The organism is Moraxella bovis, from assembly GCF_025985205.1.
GTDB classification, from domain to species: domain Bacteria; phylum Pseudomonadota; class Gammaproteobacteria; order Pseudomonadales; family Moraxellaceae; genus Moraxella; species Moraxella bovis.
In genome coordinates, this window is sequence record NZ_CP087840.1 from 1,624,610 (window position 1) to 1,639,303 (window position 14,694).

Here is a 14,694-nt window from a genome sequence, read left to right on the forward strand (position 1 = left end):
TTGTCTGATAGAAAACTCACAGCCTCAAGTTTTTTCCTTGAAAAACGTGCGATTTTTCGTGATTTTCATTGCAAATACAAAAGTTTAGCACGCCCTGCATCCCCAAATATCATATTTAAACATTTTTAAGGATACCTCATGAACATCAAAACCCCCCTATCCCACCTAACCCTAGCTGTCGCCCTAGTCGTGGCAAGCCCTGCTTTTGCCGTGGGTTATGGCTCACTGGGCAACACCAATGACAGCGAGCTTAACTTTGACATTGACGTCGATGGTGTGCAAAACCCCTACCAAGTCGCTCTCATTCCCTTTGCTGGCGACAGTGTGGTCAGCAACACCGTCATCAACAACCTAAGCCACACCGAACTAAAAACCACCAGTCAAAACCTACCCCAACGTGCCCACTCCTCTGCCGAGATTAGCCAAAACCTATCACATTGGCAAAATGCTGGTTTTAATTATGTCGTGGTTGGACAAACCCAAAACGTCACAGGGGGCAAAATCGCCATCGTCTTTGAAGTCATCGAAGTCGCCACAGGACGTGTCATGCAAGGCAGACAAACCAAATACAGCGAGAACAACCAAAGCAAACTTCGCCACACCGCTCATGTTGTGAGCGATAAGATTTATGAAATCATCACAGGCGAACCAGGCGACTTTACAGGGCGTATCGCTTATGTCGAAGAGACAGGCGACCCACGCAATAAAACTTCCACCCTAAAAGTGATGGACGCTGACGGGCAAAACGTCCGTGTGCTATTTAGCACGCAAGGCTCTATTTTTAGTCCCACATGGTCGCCTGACGGTCAGCGTATCGCCTACTCTGTACAAAAACCTAACGGCTTGCCAGTCATTCATCTGCAAAGTGCCAGTAGCAGTGGTGGCGGTCAAGTCATTACCCCATTTAAGGGTAACAACCTAGGGGCATCGTTCTCGCCTGACGGCACCAGTATTCTTTTCTCAGGCAGTCATGAAAATAATGACCCGTCCATCTATGAGCTACACATCGCCTCAGGTCATCTAAAACGCCTAACCAACATGAAAGGGGCAGAAAACTCACCGCAGTACACCCCAGACGGTCGCTCTTTTGTCTTTACCGCTGACAATGGCTCACGCACGCCACGCCTCTACCGCTACAACATGAACACGGGGCAAGCATCAGCCATTGGCGGTGCAGGGGCAAACCCCCGAGTCAGCCCAGATGGTAGCAAAATCGCCTATGTCTCAGGGCGTAGCCTAGTGGTAACAGGGGCTGGCACGATTGACACGACAGGCATTGATGAATCAGCAAGTTTCTCACCCAATGGTAATCGCATCGTTTATTCATCTCACAAAGGCGGACGTGGTCAGATGACCATTCGCTCTCTAAAAACAGGGCAAGCCTTTACCATTGACACCCAAGGGACGGTGCGTGAACCAACATGGTCACGTGGTGGTATCAACTGATTTGGACTTGGGCGTGTTGAATATTGGTATTTGCAATGAAAAATGAGAAAAATCGCACGTTTTTCAAGGAAAAAATGCAGGCTGATAGTTATTCTATCAGACAAGTTTTTGACGATGAAAAACAAGATTTAGCCATTTTTCATGCAAAAATTGATTGAAATTGTCAAATTTTACCATATTTTATAAGAATGTTATCAATGTTCAACACGCCCTTATCAATCATCCTAAAAAAACGCACGACTCATCTGCTCGTGCGTTTTGGCTTAGTGCTACTTTGTGGCATGCTCAGTGCCTGCCAACACATCCAGTGGGTGAATAGCCCCCTGCCCGTCACCCTAAACTCAAACCTTAACCCCAACACCCCCGAATACACGCCCAACCTACGACAAAAGCACCTGCCCATCCACCCCTATCATGGCAGAGCGATGTGCGATGACATTAGCTTTGCCAAAAATCCTGCCATCAAAAATCGCCTAGCCTCCAAGCCATGCACCCCCAAAGAAGCCAAGCGTTATGAAAAGCCGTTCTTTTTGTTGGAAGATTGGTTTTAATCTTTATCAGATTCCGCCAAAGTATTATCCGCAGCAGACATGCTCCAACTTTTCCCAACAAATATTTTGCCAAACGTCCGTATTTGTGGTATGTTAAAGCACTTTTATCATCAAGGATACCCATGACCATGAACGCCCTAACCGCTCTCGCTAAGCACACCACCATCGTTGCTGATACAGGTGACCTAACCGCCATCGCTCGCTTGCGTCCACGAGACGCCACCACCAACCCAAGCCTAGTAACCTCCGCCCTACTCTCAGGCGAGCATGACGAGCTTATCCGCCAAATCAAAGGCTTAGGACTGTCTGATGATGACACCATCGACCGTCTCACTGCCGAACTGGGCAAGCGGATACTCTCGCACATCGACGGACGGGTCTCCACCGAAGTGGACGCACGCCACTCATTTGACACCGACAAGACCCTGCAAAATGCCCTAGCATTCATCGAACTCTATGACAAACTGGGCGTAGACACCAGTCGCATTCTCATCAAAATCGCCGCCACTTGGCAAGGCATCAAATCCGCCGAAATCCTAGAAAAACAAGGCATTCACTGCAACCTAACCCTGCTCTTTACCGACACCCAAGCTCGTGCGTGTGCTGACGCTGGGGTTAAGCTCATCTCGCCGTTTGTGGGGCGACTGACCGACTGGCAAAAGGCACATGAAAACCACCAAAGCATTGACATAAATGATGATTTGGGCGTAAACTCAGTCAAAAATATTTATGAATTTTATAAATCGCACGGCTATGCCACCGAAATCATGGGGGCAAGTTTTCGCTCCACCGCCCAACTCCTTGCCCTAGCAGGGTGCGACTTACTCACCATCTCGCCTGCCTTGCTTGATGAGCTTGCCAGCATGGAGACGGACGTTGCCCGCCAATTAAACCCAAGCCAAACAGTGCTAGAACGTCCTACACCCCTTGACGAACAAGGCTTTAAAAACTTACAAGACCACACTCCTGTCAATGAACTGCTTTTAAAAGGCATTGACGGCTTTGTCAAGGCTCGGGCGGATTTACAAAAGCAGTTACTTGAAAAATGATTGAAAAAACAATACGATTGATTTTTTCAATCAAAAAAGACTTTACAAAATGGGCGTATGAGTGTAAACTATATACCCATTTATCAATGAAGTTTTGCCATGAAAAAATACCAATGTATCGTCTGCGGTTGGATTTATGATGAAGCCTTAGGCTGTCCCGAAGAGGGTTTGCCTGCTGGCACACGTTGGGAAGACATCCCAAACGACTGGACATGCCCCGACTGTGGCGTGAGCAAAGAAGACTTTGAGATGGTTGAGATTTAATCATTCATGGTCTATTTGCCACCGCCCATCGCCCACACGCCACCGCCAAGCTGGGATAGATTTAACCAAGACTGGCGAGCATCCGACCTATCGCCCCATTTTTATCAAAGCATGGTTGATGTTGGACGTGGTATTACACTGTGTGTCGAAGCAGGGGGCAACCCTGACCATCCGCCTTTACTGTTCATCACAGGCTTTGGCTCGCAAATGCTGTTTTGGTCGGATACTTTTTTAAAAAAGTTTATGGACGCAGGGTTTTTTGTCATCAGATTTGACAACCGTGATACGGGTCTCTCCACCAAAATCAAGCACCTAACCAAACTGCCACACACCAACATCCTAAAAATGATTGCCAAAAACCAAATTGGCTTATCCAACGCCCGTGAAAAAGTCGCCTACACCCTGCCCGACATGGCGGACGATGTCGCAGGGCTGATTGGGGCGATGAATTTGGGCAAAACACATCTGGTCGGGGCGAGCATGGGCGGTATGATCGCCCAAATCGTCTGTGCCAAATACCCCCATCATATCGAAAGGCTTGCCCTGCTGTTTAGTAGCACCAACCACCCCTTTTTGGTGCCACCCAAACCCAAAGAGTTCTCTACCTTTTTTAAAAAAGCCCAAAGCAACAGCAAACGGGACATGCTCCGTCATGCGGTATGGTTTATGACAGCGGTCGGCTCCCCCGGTCATCTAGACATCAAAGGCACTCGCCACATCGCCTCAATCCGCTATCATCGCTGTCATCATCCGCTTGGCATGGCACAGCAGATGAACGCCATCCTTGCCACAGGCTCGATTTTCCAGTATACTCGTCAAGTGACCGCCCCCACACTCGTCATTCACGGCAACAAAGACGGGTTACTACACCAAAGCCACGGTAAACACATTGCCAAAATCATCCCAAACAGCCGATTCGTAGCGGTAGACGGCATGGCACATGACCTGCCGGTGTATTATCAGCCGTATTTGGCAAGTTTGATAATGGGGCATTTATCATCACAAGCCTGAGTTCCTAAGCCCATTGGCTACGCTTTACTAGTTTTTGCCCCAATTTTTGGAATTTTGCCATGACTACTGTCTTTATCAACAAGCAAGCCCACCCCATCAACACCATCTACTGCGTCGGGCGTAGCTATGTGGAGCATATCCACGAGCTTAACAACGAAATCCCTGCCGAACCGTTGGTTTTTTTAAAACCCAACAGCAGTATCACAACAGGCGATACGCTCACCTTGCCCGACTTTTCGGAGAATATCCATCACGAGACCGAGCTTGTGCTACTCATCGGCGAGAACAAGCAAATCATCGCCTACACGGTAGGGCTTGACTTGACTGCCAGAGACGTGCAAGACGTGTGCAAAGCTAAGGGCTTGCCGTGGCTTAAAGCCAAAGGTTTTAAGGGAGCGTGTTGGCTTGGGGGATTTAAGCCATTTAGCGAACGCCATTATCATTTATCCTTAGCCGTCAATGGCGAGATTCGTCAAGACGACAGCACCGAAAAGATGATGTATTCATTTGACTATTTGGTGGATTATTTGGATAATCTCTACGGCATACAAGCAGGCGACATCATCATGACAGGCTCACCAAAAGGGGTGGGCAAGATAGAACGTGGCGATAAACTGGTGGTGAAGATTGATGATGATAGGTATCATCTTAACATCCAATAACACCAAAATCCAAAGCCAACTTATTTCTTAACTTCTCCCCGTACTAAGCCCCGCCTTGCCATTTTCCCAAATGATCTTGGCAAGCACACGCCACGCCGATAGCTTAGGATTGGGCGATTTGCCTTGTCCGATGAGTGTCATTTGGCTCATATGCCAGTCCATTTCTAGCACCGAGCCGATTTTGTCATCAAGCGGTTTAATGCCTGTTTTTATGCGATTGGTCTGCACCGTTTCATAAGTGCCATTTTTGATTTGATTGGGTAAATCAGGCACAAGGGCAAAAGGACGAGCCACGCCCACCATGTCCAAATGCCCGCTTGACAATACGTCATTCATCACCACCTCGCTTCTAAACCCGCCTGTGATAATGAGCGGTACTTGGCTGATTTTGCGTCCCTTTTCGGCATAATCTAGGAAAAAGGCTTCTCTTTGGCGTGTGCTGGATTTTTCAGCCAGCATTACAGGGCTTTCGTAGTTTCCGCCAGAAATTTTAATAAAATCAATGCCCAATTCTGATAATTTGGCGACCACAGCAAGGCTGTCATTTTCATCAAATCCGCCCTTTTGAAAATCGGGTATTGTTAAAAACAAATACATAAGTTAAAATAGCTCAATACTTTACCATAGAGTAAAAACCAATGAACGAAACATTTGATAGTTGTCCTAAATGTAAGCACAAACACTTTGTCAAAGCAGGTTTTAACAATGGCAGACAACGCTATAAGTGCAAAGGTTGCAATCATTACTTTTCAGTACATAAACCAACGCATCATAAAAGCGAAGCAACCAAGCAAATGGCAATCAATATGTATCTAGAAGGTTTGGGCTTTCGTTCAATTGGTCGCATATTAGGTATTAGTTATGGCACAGTCTATCAATGGGTTAAAAAACTTGGCGAACAACATCAAATCAAACAAGATAGCAATCAAGCGATAGATATCGTTGAGCTTGATGAGATTCATAGCTACACCAAGCATAAAAAACGCTTGCTGGACCCCGCTTGCCATTGACAGAACAACAAAACAAATCTTAGGTTTTGTTTGTGGCAGACGAGACACCAACACCTTTAAACAGCTTTACAATCAATTGAACATCCATAACATTCAACTGTTTTGTAGTGACTACTGGAAATCTTACCTTGAAGTCATTCCAAAATCAAAACATATGACAAGCAAAGCTCAAACTTTTACCATAGAGGGCTATAATAGTCCCATTAGGCATTTCACAGCAAGATTTAGAAGAAAATCAAAATGTTATTCTAAATCCGAGAAAATGATAGAAAACACTTTGAACTTACTGTTTGCTAAGTGGAATGGAACTTTGAATTATGTATTTTAGTTTAACAATGCCGTTTTTATTTTTGGAATGATGGATTTTTCAGGCTGGTTGAAATGATTTGTAATACTCACTTCTTATTTAAAATAAAATTTTTAAATATCAATAATTTAAAAAAAGAATAAATTTTATTTTATAAAAGAATAAATTTTGTGTTTATTTTATTTTCTATTTTTGTATAATACGCATATTATTCATCAACACAGGAGCAATTCCAATGTCAAACGATTTTATCAACAGTCGCACCCAAGCCTATAATCAACGCAATCAAGACAAAACCACTTTGAGTTTGCGTTTATCTATTAAAGAAGATTTGATTTTGCAAGAATTAGCAGATGCTTGGGAAACCACTCGTCAAGATATTATTCACGATTTAATTTCAGAATATATCATCAAAGCGTGGGATAATCAGCGAGCCAACGACCAAAATCATCACGAAAAAACCGATAATTCCACAGCAACCAAATATTTTTTATTAAACACCAATAGTGCCAACGATATAGACGACCATCATTTTATGATAAATAATCAAGTTGCAGCAGCATTTGAAGATGGTTATAAAGAAAAAATTGGGCGTATCAAAAAAGGAGATTATGTTTTTTTATATGCTTCTGGGCAAGGCATTGTTGCCTTTGGACAGGCTTGTGGCAATGTGGAAAAAACCCACCATTATGGTATAGATGATAAAACCTATTTTCAAAAATTAGATGATTTTGTGAGTTTAGGTAAGCCAATTAAAGCCAAAGAGGTTAAATCCGTATTAGGCTATTCTTTTCCATTTGCTCAAACCCTTTCCCAAATTGCAGATGGTGAAAAACTACTTGAATACATTCAGAAACGATAAATCTCAAAAATACCATTTTCAGGCAGCCTGAAAACCCATTTTCCAAAATTCCAATAAAAAACACCGCCTAATTTTTAAATTAAACGGTGTTTTCTCTTTTTCCCTTAACCCTTCAATCCATACTGATGACTTACCCCCCAAATACTCCCTTAGCGTATCGCCTTCATAATCAAGATGATAAACCCCCCGTTCCTGCAAAATCGGCACGACTTTTTCCACAAATTCACGCACGCCCATTTGGCTGTTAGGGGCAAGTGAAAAGCCGTCTGTCGCACAAGCTTTAAACCATTGTTCCATAAAATCTGCCACATCAACAGCTGTCCCCACCACCACAGGGTGATAGTTAATCACGCCACCAGCAAGCACTTCTTTGGGCGACATTCCATGCTTAATCAGCTCCACCGCACGGGGAGAGCGTGGGTCATTGGGGTGGGACATCGCCTGATTTTGCAAATGTGTCGCCAATGGTAAACATATGGATTTCATCAGGATTGCGACCGTGTGCGATGGCACTTTGTTTTAATGCAGTGCGATAGGCTGTCGCTTCTTCAATGCTAAACGGATTGGCATACACGCCACTGGCAAAACGCCCTGCCAGTTTGATGCCTTCAACGCTTGGTCCTGCCTGAAAAATGGGCGGTTGTCCTTGTGGTGTGGCAGGGATTGGCAATGCCCCTTTGACTTGGTAATATTTGCCTTGGTAACCCGCTGGTTTAATCTGGCTCATATCGGCAAATTGCCCTGAGGTTTTGTCGGTGATGTAGGCATTTTCGCCAAAAGTCCCCCACAAAGTTTGCACCGCTTCCATCATCTCAAAAGCCATTTCATAGCGAGTGGTGGTGTCAGGCAAGGGCTGGTCGCTAAAATTGTAAGCCACTTCTTTTGTGCCTGTGGTAACGGCATTCCAGCCCACACGCCCACCACTGATGATGTCCAGCGTTTTTAATTGGCGAGCCAAATTGTAGGGCAAATTGTATGTAGGTCGTAGAATAAGTCGCCACCAAGCCAATTTTTTGGGTATGCGTGGCAACCGCTGACAAAATGGTCATCGGCTCTAACACAAACATAGGCGATTTTTGGGCAAAATCACCAATCACGCCCGCCCCAACCATTGCAGGCGTGTCGGCGATAAATAGCGTGTGAATTTTGGCTTGTTCAGCCGTTTTTGCTATTTCCACATAAAAATCAGGTAGTAATCCAAAAAGTATGCTATAACAAAAACTAAAAAGACAACTTGCACAAAAGTTGGTAATTTACGGTTATGAAGACACAAATTACCATTACTTGCCCAAGTTGCCTGTCGGTTAGTATAAAGAAAAATGGCATAGAAAGCTATGGCAAACAGAGCTATTTTTGCAAAGATTGTCATAGACAGTTTGTTCATCATTTACAGCTTACTGACAAAGGTTGTCAATCTTACATCAATGACAAAATACGCTTAATGTCAGCTTGTGGTTGTCGTATTGCTGACATTGTGATACTTGAACAAGTCAGTAAGGGTAAAGTATTTAGCGTGCTTGCAAACAGTAATCACCAAATCAAACCAAGACAAAAGCATTACAATACCTTAAAGATAGATGAGTTTAGGTATGAGTTTTAACAAAATTGCTTGTGATGATTGGGACAGCTTTCTTGTTGCTTTTAAGCACTCTATCAAACAAGTGGGCAAACGCTTTACCGTTGGTATTGAAGGCAACAACACAAGGCTTAGAGCCTTTGTTAGGCGAGCATTTAGAAAAACGTGTTGTTTCTCTAAAAACCTAACCAATCATCTTAAAGCATTTGACTTGGTGTTTCATTATATCAACCATGGGTGGGTGTAGCATACTTTTTGGGCCAGGGCCGATTTGTTTATGCTCTATGCTTCAAAGCGTTATCCGTCTGCGATTGTGCGGGTGTTTGTGGAGTTTGTGATGGATAAAGCTACATGACTGTCACATGACTGCCACATGATTATCTGGCGATGTCTCGCTCGCTTCTGGGCAGATAATAGATATAAAAACTTAAAAATATCGTCAGAAGTCCCACCCATAAGAGATATAAAGCAGGGGCAAGTGGTAGATGAAACGTGGCAAATGCCAACAGTGACGGCACACCACCTGCCACCAATGCATAAGTGACATTATAAGTTAAGGCAATGCTGGTTAGGCGGATTTTACTGGGGAACAGTCGCACCAAGACCACAGGCAGCGTGGCAATCATACCCCCTGAAAAACCAAGCAGAGCAAACCACAGTAGCATCAAATCACTACCAAACCCCAACTGGACAAAAAACAGTGATGTGTTAACGATAAAGAATATACCGCCGAAAATCATCACTTTACCTACATTCACCCTATCCATCAAATAGCCATAAAACGCACAGCCAATCATCATAAAAAAGACCGCAAGACCCGATCCGAATACCAAAATACTCTCCGACACCGCAAAGCTAATGTTAAGTAGCATCGGCATTATTATGGCAATGACAATAAAGACACTCAGCATAATCCATGATATTAGTACAGCAGGGATAAGACTGGATGGGCGATTTTTGGTGATGATTTGAACTAAAGATGATTTTTGGATGGATTGGGGTTTGTCATCATGAAAAATATTAGCATCTGCTAAGTCTTGGATTTGAGTCTTAGTTAATCCATCAAAACTCATGGCACTGAGCGTATGTCCAGCTTCAGCATGGCGGTCTTTGGTCTGCACATCGATGGAGGTTTCTTTTAAAGTGTGTAGCGACAACAGCAATGATGCTGACAGCACACCACCAATGACAAAAGGGATCCGCCACCCATAGCTGAGCATGTCTGCATAACTTAGAATGTTTGCCAAAAAACTGGACAGCAGACTCACCAAAAGCACCCCGATCAAAACACCCACCACAACAAAACTGCACCCAAGCCCCACTCGTCTCATGGGCAACTGTTCAGTAAGTAGCACCAAGGCAGACGGAATCTGACCCCCGTAAGCCAACCCCTGCCCAAAGCGAGCAACGATAAATAAAATCGGAGCAAGCACCCCCAAATGATGATAGGTTGGCAGTACTGCAATGATAAAAGTAAACACAGTCAAGCCCAGTAAGCTCAAGAATAAGACCGCTCGCCTGCCGTTGGCATCACCATATTGTCCCAATAAAAACCCGCCAATAGGGTGGGCGATATATGCCCCTAAAAACAGTCCCACCGCCTGCATCGAATACAACCACATCACTTCACGCCCGCCAAAGAAATTGTCAGCAATCACCTCTTTGAGATAAAACACCAAGGCATAATCAAAAAATGCCAACATGGTCACCGAAGCGACCGTGGCAATCAGGCGGATATGATGAGAGGATAAGGTAGCTTGTGGCATTGTAAATATTTGTGTACTATTTTTGTATAATGTACTAAAAACTGCTTAAAATAGCAACAATTTTTATGTATTTTGTTAAAATTAACATTCAGCCATCTAGGACGTGCCTGTTTTTGGTATTTGCAATAAAATGATAAAAATCGCACGTTTTTCCTGCAAGAATTGCTTAAAATTGTCAAATTTTCATCGTATTTTGCAAACATGTTATCAATGGCAGGCACGCCCTAGACATAAGCAATCACAATAGCCAATCTATCGGCAGCCAACTCATGAATGATACACCAATACGCTCAGGGGTGTTCATGTGTGGCTCTTTATCAAAAATCACTTCTTGCCCCTGTTCTAAGGTTCGCCACTGAAGCTCCCCATTCACCAAACGCACTTCATAAACTTGGTTTAAAATGACCGAATTTTCTTGGTCGCCAGCATTATTTAGAGCATTGTGAAGCTGATACGCCAGCTCTTCATCATAAATCATCACACCAAGCTCGGTGTTGATGTTTGCCGAACGTGGGTCAATATTATACGAACCGATAAACACTTTATGATTATCCACAGCAAAGGCTTTGGCGTGCAGACTGGTGGTGGTCATGCGTTTGGTACGCCATAGTTTATTTTCATCTTCTTTGGTGTTTTTAGCCGTGGATTTTAACTCATAAATCTTCACGCCTGCTGACAACAACTCCTGACGCCAATGCCCATATCCTGAATGCACCGCGCCCACGTCAGTGGCATCAAATGAGTTGGTCAGTATACTCACGTCTACACCATCTTTGGCAAGGGTGGTCAGTGTACGCACACCGTCCTTGGTGGGAACAAAATACGATGAGATGATGCTTAGGCGTTCTTTGGGGCGACCGAGTTCATGGCGAAGTTTACTGACCAGGTGACCGTCTTTGGGATTTTCATTTTTGACTTTAGTGTTGAGCTTTGCCACATCATCCGCCAAAAATTTCATATCAACCCAGCGAAATGGTACATTTTTATTGAGCAAATCCTTGCCAATGGTACTGCTCGCCACGGCACTGCGGTAGGTACGCAAGGCTCGCTCATTTTTAGTGGCATTTAAGCCATCGTCGTTATCCTTACTAAATACCGCCATCGCCGACTGGTGGGGTCGCTTTTTGTCTGTTGATACTAGTGTCTCAATATCATAAGCCGTTGGCGATTGCCAGTATTCATCAAAACTTTTGGTAATGTCGCCCACCACTTCGCCGATAAGCAGAACATCTAGATCAGCAAAGTGGTTGTTTTGATGGTTGTTTAGGTACTCATTGCCGATATTACGCCCACCGATGATGCTGATGTGATTATCAAAAGTCATGCTTTTGTTGTGCATACGCACGTTAATACGCACAGGCGATGTCAGATAATTCATGAATTTATAACAGCGATAGGTAAAGGGGTTTACCACACGCACAGCAATGTTAGGGTGCTTAGCAAACAAGGCAAGCTGTTCATCAAGCCTAGGATTGCCATTAAAATCATCCAAAAGCAAGCGAACAAGCACACCTCGCTCTGCCGCTTGCCACAAGTCCTTTAGCATCAAAAATCCCGCTTCGTCATCATGCCAGATATAGTACTGTACATCAATGGTGTGAGTTGCCATGTCAGATAAAATACTGCGCGATGCAAACGCATTCGCTCCTGTGGTGATGGGATAATATCCCGATAGCGTGGGGTGGTATTCTGTCTGCTCATCAATGATGGTACTCAAAGACAACTCTTCTTGAGACGGAGCATCTGTCTGCCGATTGATTTCTTTGCCCAAAAAACCTGCATCTGGGTCATCATCTCGCTGGTTGAGATAAGCCTGACTGTGATTGCTTTGATTATTCAAGCGCTTGGCAAGTAACGCTTCATGTGCCAAATGCACCCGCTCGGTCAGCTCGGTGCTTTTAGGAAGGTGCGGTGTGGATGGCAATGATTGACAGCCTAGCAAAACAGTGCCTAGCCCCACCATAATCAACATACGAGAAGTCATTATTATAAACCCATGCTTTATTAAAATTGGCAAATTATACCCCATTCTCAACTTTGTATAAGTAATTGATTTATCAAGGACAAATTGCAATTCGCCCCCACAACCCGAAAATAATCATCAAAAAATCAATAAGTTGTAATTTTAAGTTGAGATTGAAGTAAATTATAACAAATAATTGGGGAAGTGTTAATTATTTCTCATCAAAACTGCCCATAAGAAAACGCCCTGACATCAGAGCGTTTTTTGTTGTTTTGGCAGAGCATTATTCTTGCAAATAACCAATCAAGCGTAAGAATTCAACGTACATCCACACCAGCGTTGCTAACACGCCAATGCCATAGACCCATTCAAACTCTTTGTTCACGCCATACATGGCACCATCTTCGATGTTTTTAAAATCAATTAACAAAAAGAAAGAAGCGATGAGCGTGGTAAAAACACTAAACCCAATGGCAATCATACCGCCACCGAACAGATGTGGGATCGAGCTACCAAACACCAGCGACATAATCCACTGAATGGCATAAACAATCATGATGGCGATAGAGGCAGATACCACCAATGAGCGGAATTTTTCGGTCACTTTAATGATGCCCGTAGTATAAAGGGTCAGCATGACCGCCCCAGTAACAAAAGTTGCTGATAAGGCAAGCAGTGGCACGCTTGGGGCTTTATAAAAGGCAAAAGCAGAGGCAACACCGATAAACACGCCTTCTAGCAGAGCATAAGGCACAGCAAGTGTTTTGGCCAGATGTGGCTTAAAGGCAGTGGCGAGACCTAGACCCATGGTAACCAGCATGGCAACCACTGCCAAGCCCATTAATACCCCTGATGACATGCCACTCATCAAAGCAAAGAAAAACATTCCAAAGCCCGAAACAGCAGAAATGCCAAGTAGCAGAGCGGTCTTTTTGACCACACCATTGACCGTCATCGGTACATCACCTGCCAGTAGTTCGGTACGACTAACAATAGGGTTTGCCATAATTTTCCTTATATAAAATTAAGAATAGATTGATAAATTGAGAATTAAAACAATTTGGTGTTTTATACTATATTTACTTTTAAAAATCAAGTATTTTTACTGTTTTGATAACTCAACATGGGTATTTTTTTGATTAATGGGGATGGTAGCATCATTTACAAGCTTTATGGGTTTTTACTTGTAGTCTGGGCGGAGTTTGGTTATCATATACTTTTTATTTTTTAAAGACAATCAGCCTTCATGACCGAGACCGCCATTTCACCGACATCTTTTAATATCCAAAAGAGCCATTTTAAACGCATTGGACTCATGGGGCGTGCTGGCAAAAAAAGCATTACCGCCACATTAAATGAACTCATTAACCTGCTGTCAGGGTGGGGGCTAGAAATCACCATTGACACCAGTACCGCCAGCATTGACGGCATACACATCGATTTTGACAGAGATGACAGCCCCATCAAAATCGTGCCACGTGGTCGCATGGGCGGGCATTGTGATTTGGTCATGGTGGTCGGTGGCGACGGCTCTATCTTGCAGGCAGGTTCTCTCTTGGCGGGAACGGGCGTGCCAGTACTCGGGGTCAATCGTGGGCGACTGGGGTTCTTGGCGGACATCAACCCTGAGCGTTTGGAGACCGAGCTATCAGAAGTCTTTGCTGGCGAGTATCATACCGATGAGCGTTTTTTGTTAAAAATGCAGGTGCTCGGGCGAGATGATGACGGCAACACGCAAGTGTTTCATGAAAGCTATGCCCTAAATGACGTGGTGCTACACGCAGGTAAATCGGTGCATACCATTGATTTTAAACTGCAAATTGATGACATTGACGTCTATCGTCAGCATGCTGATGGGCTGATTGTGGCAACCCCAACAGGTTCTACCGCCTATTCGCTCTCAGCAGGAGGCCCTATCATTCATCCAAGCCTAGATGCCATTTGTCTGGCTCCCATGCACCCGCACACGCTGTCTAGTCGCCCCATCGTGGTTGCAGGCACCAGTAAAATCACCATCAAAATCCACAAAGACAACCGCACTCAGCCCATGGTCAGCTCTGACGGCGAAGCAAGCGTACCGCTAGACAACGACCAAACCCTACTCATTACCAAGCACGACAAATCCCTAATCCTACTGCACCCCTTGGACGTGGATTTTTATCAAGCCTGTCGCACCAAGCTTAATTGGAGCTTATATACCGAAGAATTTTCATTAAAAGATGAGTAG

At 44.3% G+C, this 14,694-nt stretch carries 17 protein-coding genes and 1 pseudogene; 11 read left to right on the forward strand and 7 right to left on the reverse strand.

Going from position 1 to position 14,694, the window contains the following annotated elements:
* Positions 1 to 138 precede the first annotated feature (138 nt).
* From LP107_RS08000 to LP107_RS08030, 7 genes are all read left to right on the forward strand, one after another.
* Positions 139 to 1,446, forward strand: a complete 1,308-nt coding sequence (locus LP107_RS08000) for a PD40 domain-containing protein (protein WP_078273835.1) — start codon at positions 139 to 141, stop codon at positions 1,444 to 1,446.
* A gap of 35 nt (positions 1,447 to 1,481) precedes the next feature.
* Positions 1,482 to 1,604, forward strand: a complete 123-nt coding sequence (locus LP107_RS08005; protein ID WP_264676253.1) for a hypothetical protein — start codon at positions 1,482 to 1,484, stop codon at positions 1,602 to 1,604.
* Between the two features lie 39 nt (positions 1,605 to 1,643).
* Entirely contained in the window at positions 1,644 to 1,997 is a 354-nt protein-coding gene (locus LP107_RS08010) for a hypothetical protein (RefSeq protein WP_078273834.1), read from the forward strand.
* 128 nt (positions 1,998 to 2,125) lie between these two features.
* The gene (locus LP107_RS08015) at positions 2,126 to 3,046 is read left to right on the forward strand and encodes a transaldolase family protein (RefSeq protein ID WP_078273856.1); all 921 of its coding nucleotides are present in this window, start codon (positions 2,126 to 2,128) and stop codon (positions 3,044 to 3,046) included.
* 99 nt (positions 3,047 to 3,145) lie between these two features.
* Positions 3,146 to 3,310, forward strand: coding sequence for a rubredoxin (locus tag LP107_RS08020; RefSeq protein ID WP_029102102.1), 165 nt, complete (start codon positions 3,146 to 3,148; stop codon positions 3,308 to 3,310).
* A 6-nt stretch (positions 3,311 to 3,316) separates the two neighbouring features.
* Positions 3,317 to 4,321 (forward strand): alpha/beta fold hydrolase, encoded by a 1,005-nt coding sequence (locus LP107_RS08025; RefSeq protein ID WP_078273833.1) that lies wholly within the window; start codon positions 3,317 to 3,319, stop codon positions 4,319 to 4,321.
* Between the two features lie 59 nt (positions 4,322 to 4,380).
* The gene (locus tag LP107_RS08030; protein WP_078273832.1) at positions 4,381 to 4,983 is read left to right on the forward strand and encodes a fumarylacetoacetate hydrolase family protein; all 603 of its coding nucleotides are present in this window, start codon (positions 4,381 to 4,383) and stop codon (positions 4,981 to 4,983) included.
* Positions 4,984 to 5,010: 27 nt separating this feature from the next.
* On the opposite strand, the gene LP107_RS08035 is transcribed toward LP107_RS08030, so the two are convergent.
* Positions 5,011 to 5,580: an oxidoreductase gene (locus LP107_RS08035; protein WP_112742194.1), complete on the reverse strand. Its 570-nt coding sequence runs from the start codon at positions 5,578 to 5,580 to the stop codon at positions 5,011 to 5,013.
* 41 nt (positions 5,581 to 5,621) lie between these two features.
* On the opposite strand from LP107_RS08035, the gene LP107_RS08040 reads away from it, so the two are divergent.
* A protein-coding gene (locus LP107_RS08040) for an IS1 family transposase (protein ID WP_228157684.1) occupies positions 5,622 to 6,321 on the forward strand; the annotation gives its coding sequence in 2 pieces (ribosomal slippage) (positions 5,622 to 5,968 and positions 5,967 to 6,321; 702 coding nt in all).
* 214 nt (positions 6,322 to 6,535) lie between these two features.
* Positions 6,536 to 7,162: a hypothetical protein gene (locus LP107_RS08045; protein WP_078275434.1), complete on the forward strand. Its 627-nt coding sequence runs from the start codon at positions 6,536 to 6,538 to the stop codon at positions 7,160 to 7,162.
* Between the two features lie 18 nt (positions 7,163 to 7,180).
* Here the strand turns inward: LP107_RS08045 and LP107_RS08050 are convergent, their stop codons facing one another.
* From LP107_RS08050 to LP107_RS08060, 3 genes are read right to left on the reverse strand one after another with little or no spacing between them, the layout of a single operon-like run.
* Positions 7,181 to 7,600: a hypothetical protein gene (locus tag LP107_RS08050; protein WP_208624090.1), complete on the reverse strand. Its 420-nt coding sequence runs from the start codon at positions 7,598 to 7,600 to the stop codon at positions 7,181 to 7,183.
* Positions 7,584 to 8,120 (reverse strand): LLM class flavin-dependent oxidoreductase, encoded by a 537-nt coding sequence (locus LP107_RS08055; RefSeq protein ID WP_208624089.1) that lies wholly within the window; start codon positions 8,118 to 8,120, stop codon positions 7,584 to 7,586. The genes LP107_RS08050 and LP107_RS08055 overlap by 17 nt, the downstream gene beginning before the upstream one ends.
* Positions 8,023 to 8,340: an LLM class flavin-dependent oxidoreductase gene (locus LP107_RS08060; protein ID WP_208624088.1), complete on the reverse strand. Its 318-nt coding sequence runs from the start codon at positions 8,338 to 8,340 to the stop codon at positions 8,023 to 8,025. Before LP107_RS08060 ends, LP107_RS08055 begins: the two co-directional genes overlap by 98 nt.
* 83 nt (positions 8,341 to 8,423) lie before the next feature.
* Between LP107_RS08060 and LP107_RS08065 the strand changes: the two are divergent.
* Positions 8,424 to 8,985: pseudogene (locus LP107_RS08065) on the forward strand (IS1 family transposase).
* Between the two features lie 130 nt (positions 8,986 to 9,115).
* Here the strand turns inward: LP107_RS08065 and LP107_RS08070 are convergent.
* The 3 genes from LP107_RS08070 to LP107_RS08080 all read right to left on the reverse strand — a co-directional run bounded on the left by LP107_RS08070 (position 9,116) and on the right by LP107_RS08080 (position 13,473).
* On the reverse strand, positions 9,116 to 10,504 hold the full coding sequence (locus LP107_RS08070) for an MFS transporter (RefSeq protein WP_078273165.1): 1,389 nt from the start codon (positions 10,502 to 10,504) through the stop codon (positions 9,116 to 9,118).
* A 238-nt stretch (positions 10,505 to 10,742) separates the two neighbouring features.
* Entirely contained in the window at positions 10,743 to 12,488 is a 1,746-nt protein-coding gene (locus LP107_RS08075) for a phospholipase D family protein (RefSeq protein ID WP_228157805.1), read from the reverse strand.
* A 262-nt stretch (positions 12,489 to 12,750) separates the two neighbouring features.
* Positions 12,751 to 13,473, reverse strand: a complete 723-nt coding sequence (locus LP107_RS08080; RefSeq protein ID WP_078273167.1) for a Bax inhibitor-1/YccA family protein — start codon at positions 13,471 to 13,473, stop codon at positions 12,751 to 12,753.
* A gap of 240 nt (positions 13,474 to 13,713) precedes the next feature.
* Between LP107_RS08080 and LP107_RS08085 the strand changes: the two genes are divergently transcribed.
* Positions 13,714 to 14,694 (forward strand): NAD(+) kinase, encoded by a 981-nt coding sequence (locus tag LP107_RS08085; RefSeq protein ID WP_078273168.1) that lies wholly within the window; start codon positions 13,714 to 13,716, stop codon positions 14,692 to 14,694.

Coding starts and splice junctions, on each gene's coding strand:
- LP107_RS08070 (WP_078273165.1), bottom strand. CDS start 10,504: ATGCCACAAGCTACCTTATCCTCTCATCATATCCGCCTGATTGCCACG.
- LP107_RS08050 (WP_208624090.1), bottom strand. CDS start 7,600: ATGTCCCACCCCAATGACCCACGCTCTCCCCGTGCGGTGGAGCTGATT.
- LP107_RS08025 (WP_078273833.1), top strand. CDS start 3,317: ATGGTCTATTTGCCACCGCCCATCGCCCACACGCCACCGCCAAGCTGG.
- LP107_RS08080 (WP_078273167.1), bottom strand. CDS start 13,473: ATGGCAAACCCTATTGTTAGTCGTACCGAACTACTGGCAGGTGATGTA.
- LP107_RS08030 (WP_078273832.1), top strand. CDS start 4,381: ATGACTACTGTCTTTATCAACAAGCAAGCCCACCCCATCAACACCATC.
- LP107_RS08015 (WP_078273856.1), top strand. CDS start 2,126: ATGAACGCCCTAACCGCTCTCGCTAAGCACACCACCATCGTTGCTGAT.
- LP107_RS08020 (WP_029102102.1), top strand. CDS start 3,146: ATGAAAAAATACCAATGTATCGTCTGCGGTTGGATTTATGATGAAGCC.
- LP107_RS08085 (WP_078273168.1), top strand. CDS start 13,714: ATGACCGAGACCGCCATTTCACCGACATCTTTTAATATCCAAAAGAGC.
- LP107_RS08005 (WP_264676253.1), top strand. CDS start 1,482: ATGAAAAATGAGAAAAATCGCACGTTTTTCAAGGAAAAAATGCAGGCT.
- LP107_RS08000 (WP_078273835.1), top strand. CDS start 139: ATGAACATCAAAACCCCCCTATCCCACCTAACCCTAGCTGTCGCCCTA.
- LP107_RS08045 (WP_078275434.1), top strand. CDS start 6,536: ATGTCAAACGATTTTATCAACAGTCGCACCCAAGCCTATAATCAACGC.
- LP107_RS08035 (WP_112742194.1), bottom strand. CDS start 5,580: ATGTATTTGTTTTTAACAATACCCGATTTTCAAAAGGGCGGATTTGAT.
- LP107_RS08010 (WP_078273834.1), top strand. CDS start 1,644: ATGTTCAACACGCCCTTATCAATCATCCTAAAAAAACGCACGACTCAT.
- LP107_RS08075 (WP_228157805.1), bottom strand. CDS start 12,488: ATGACTTCTCGTATGTTGATTATGGTGGGGCTAGGCACTGTTTTGCTA.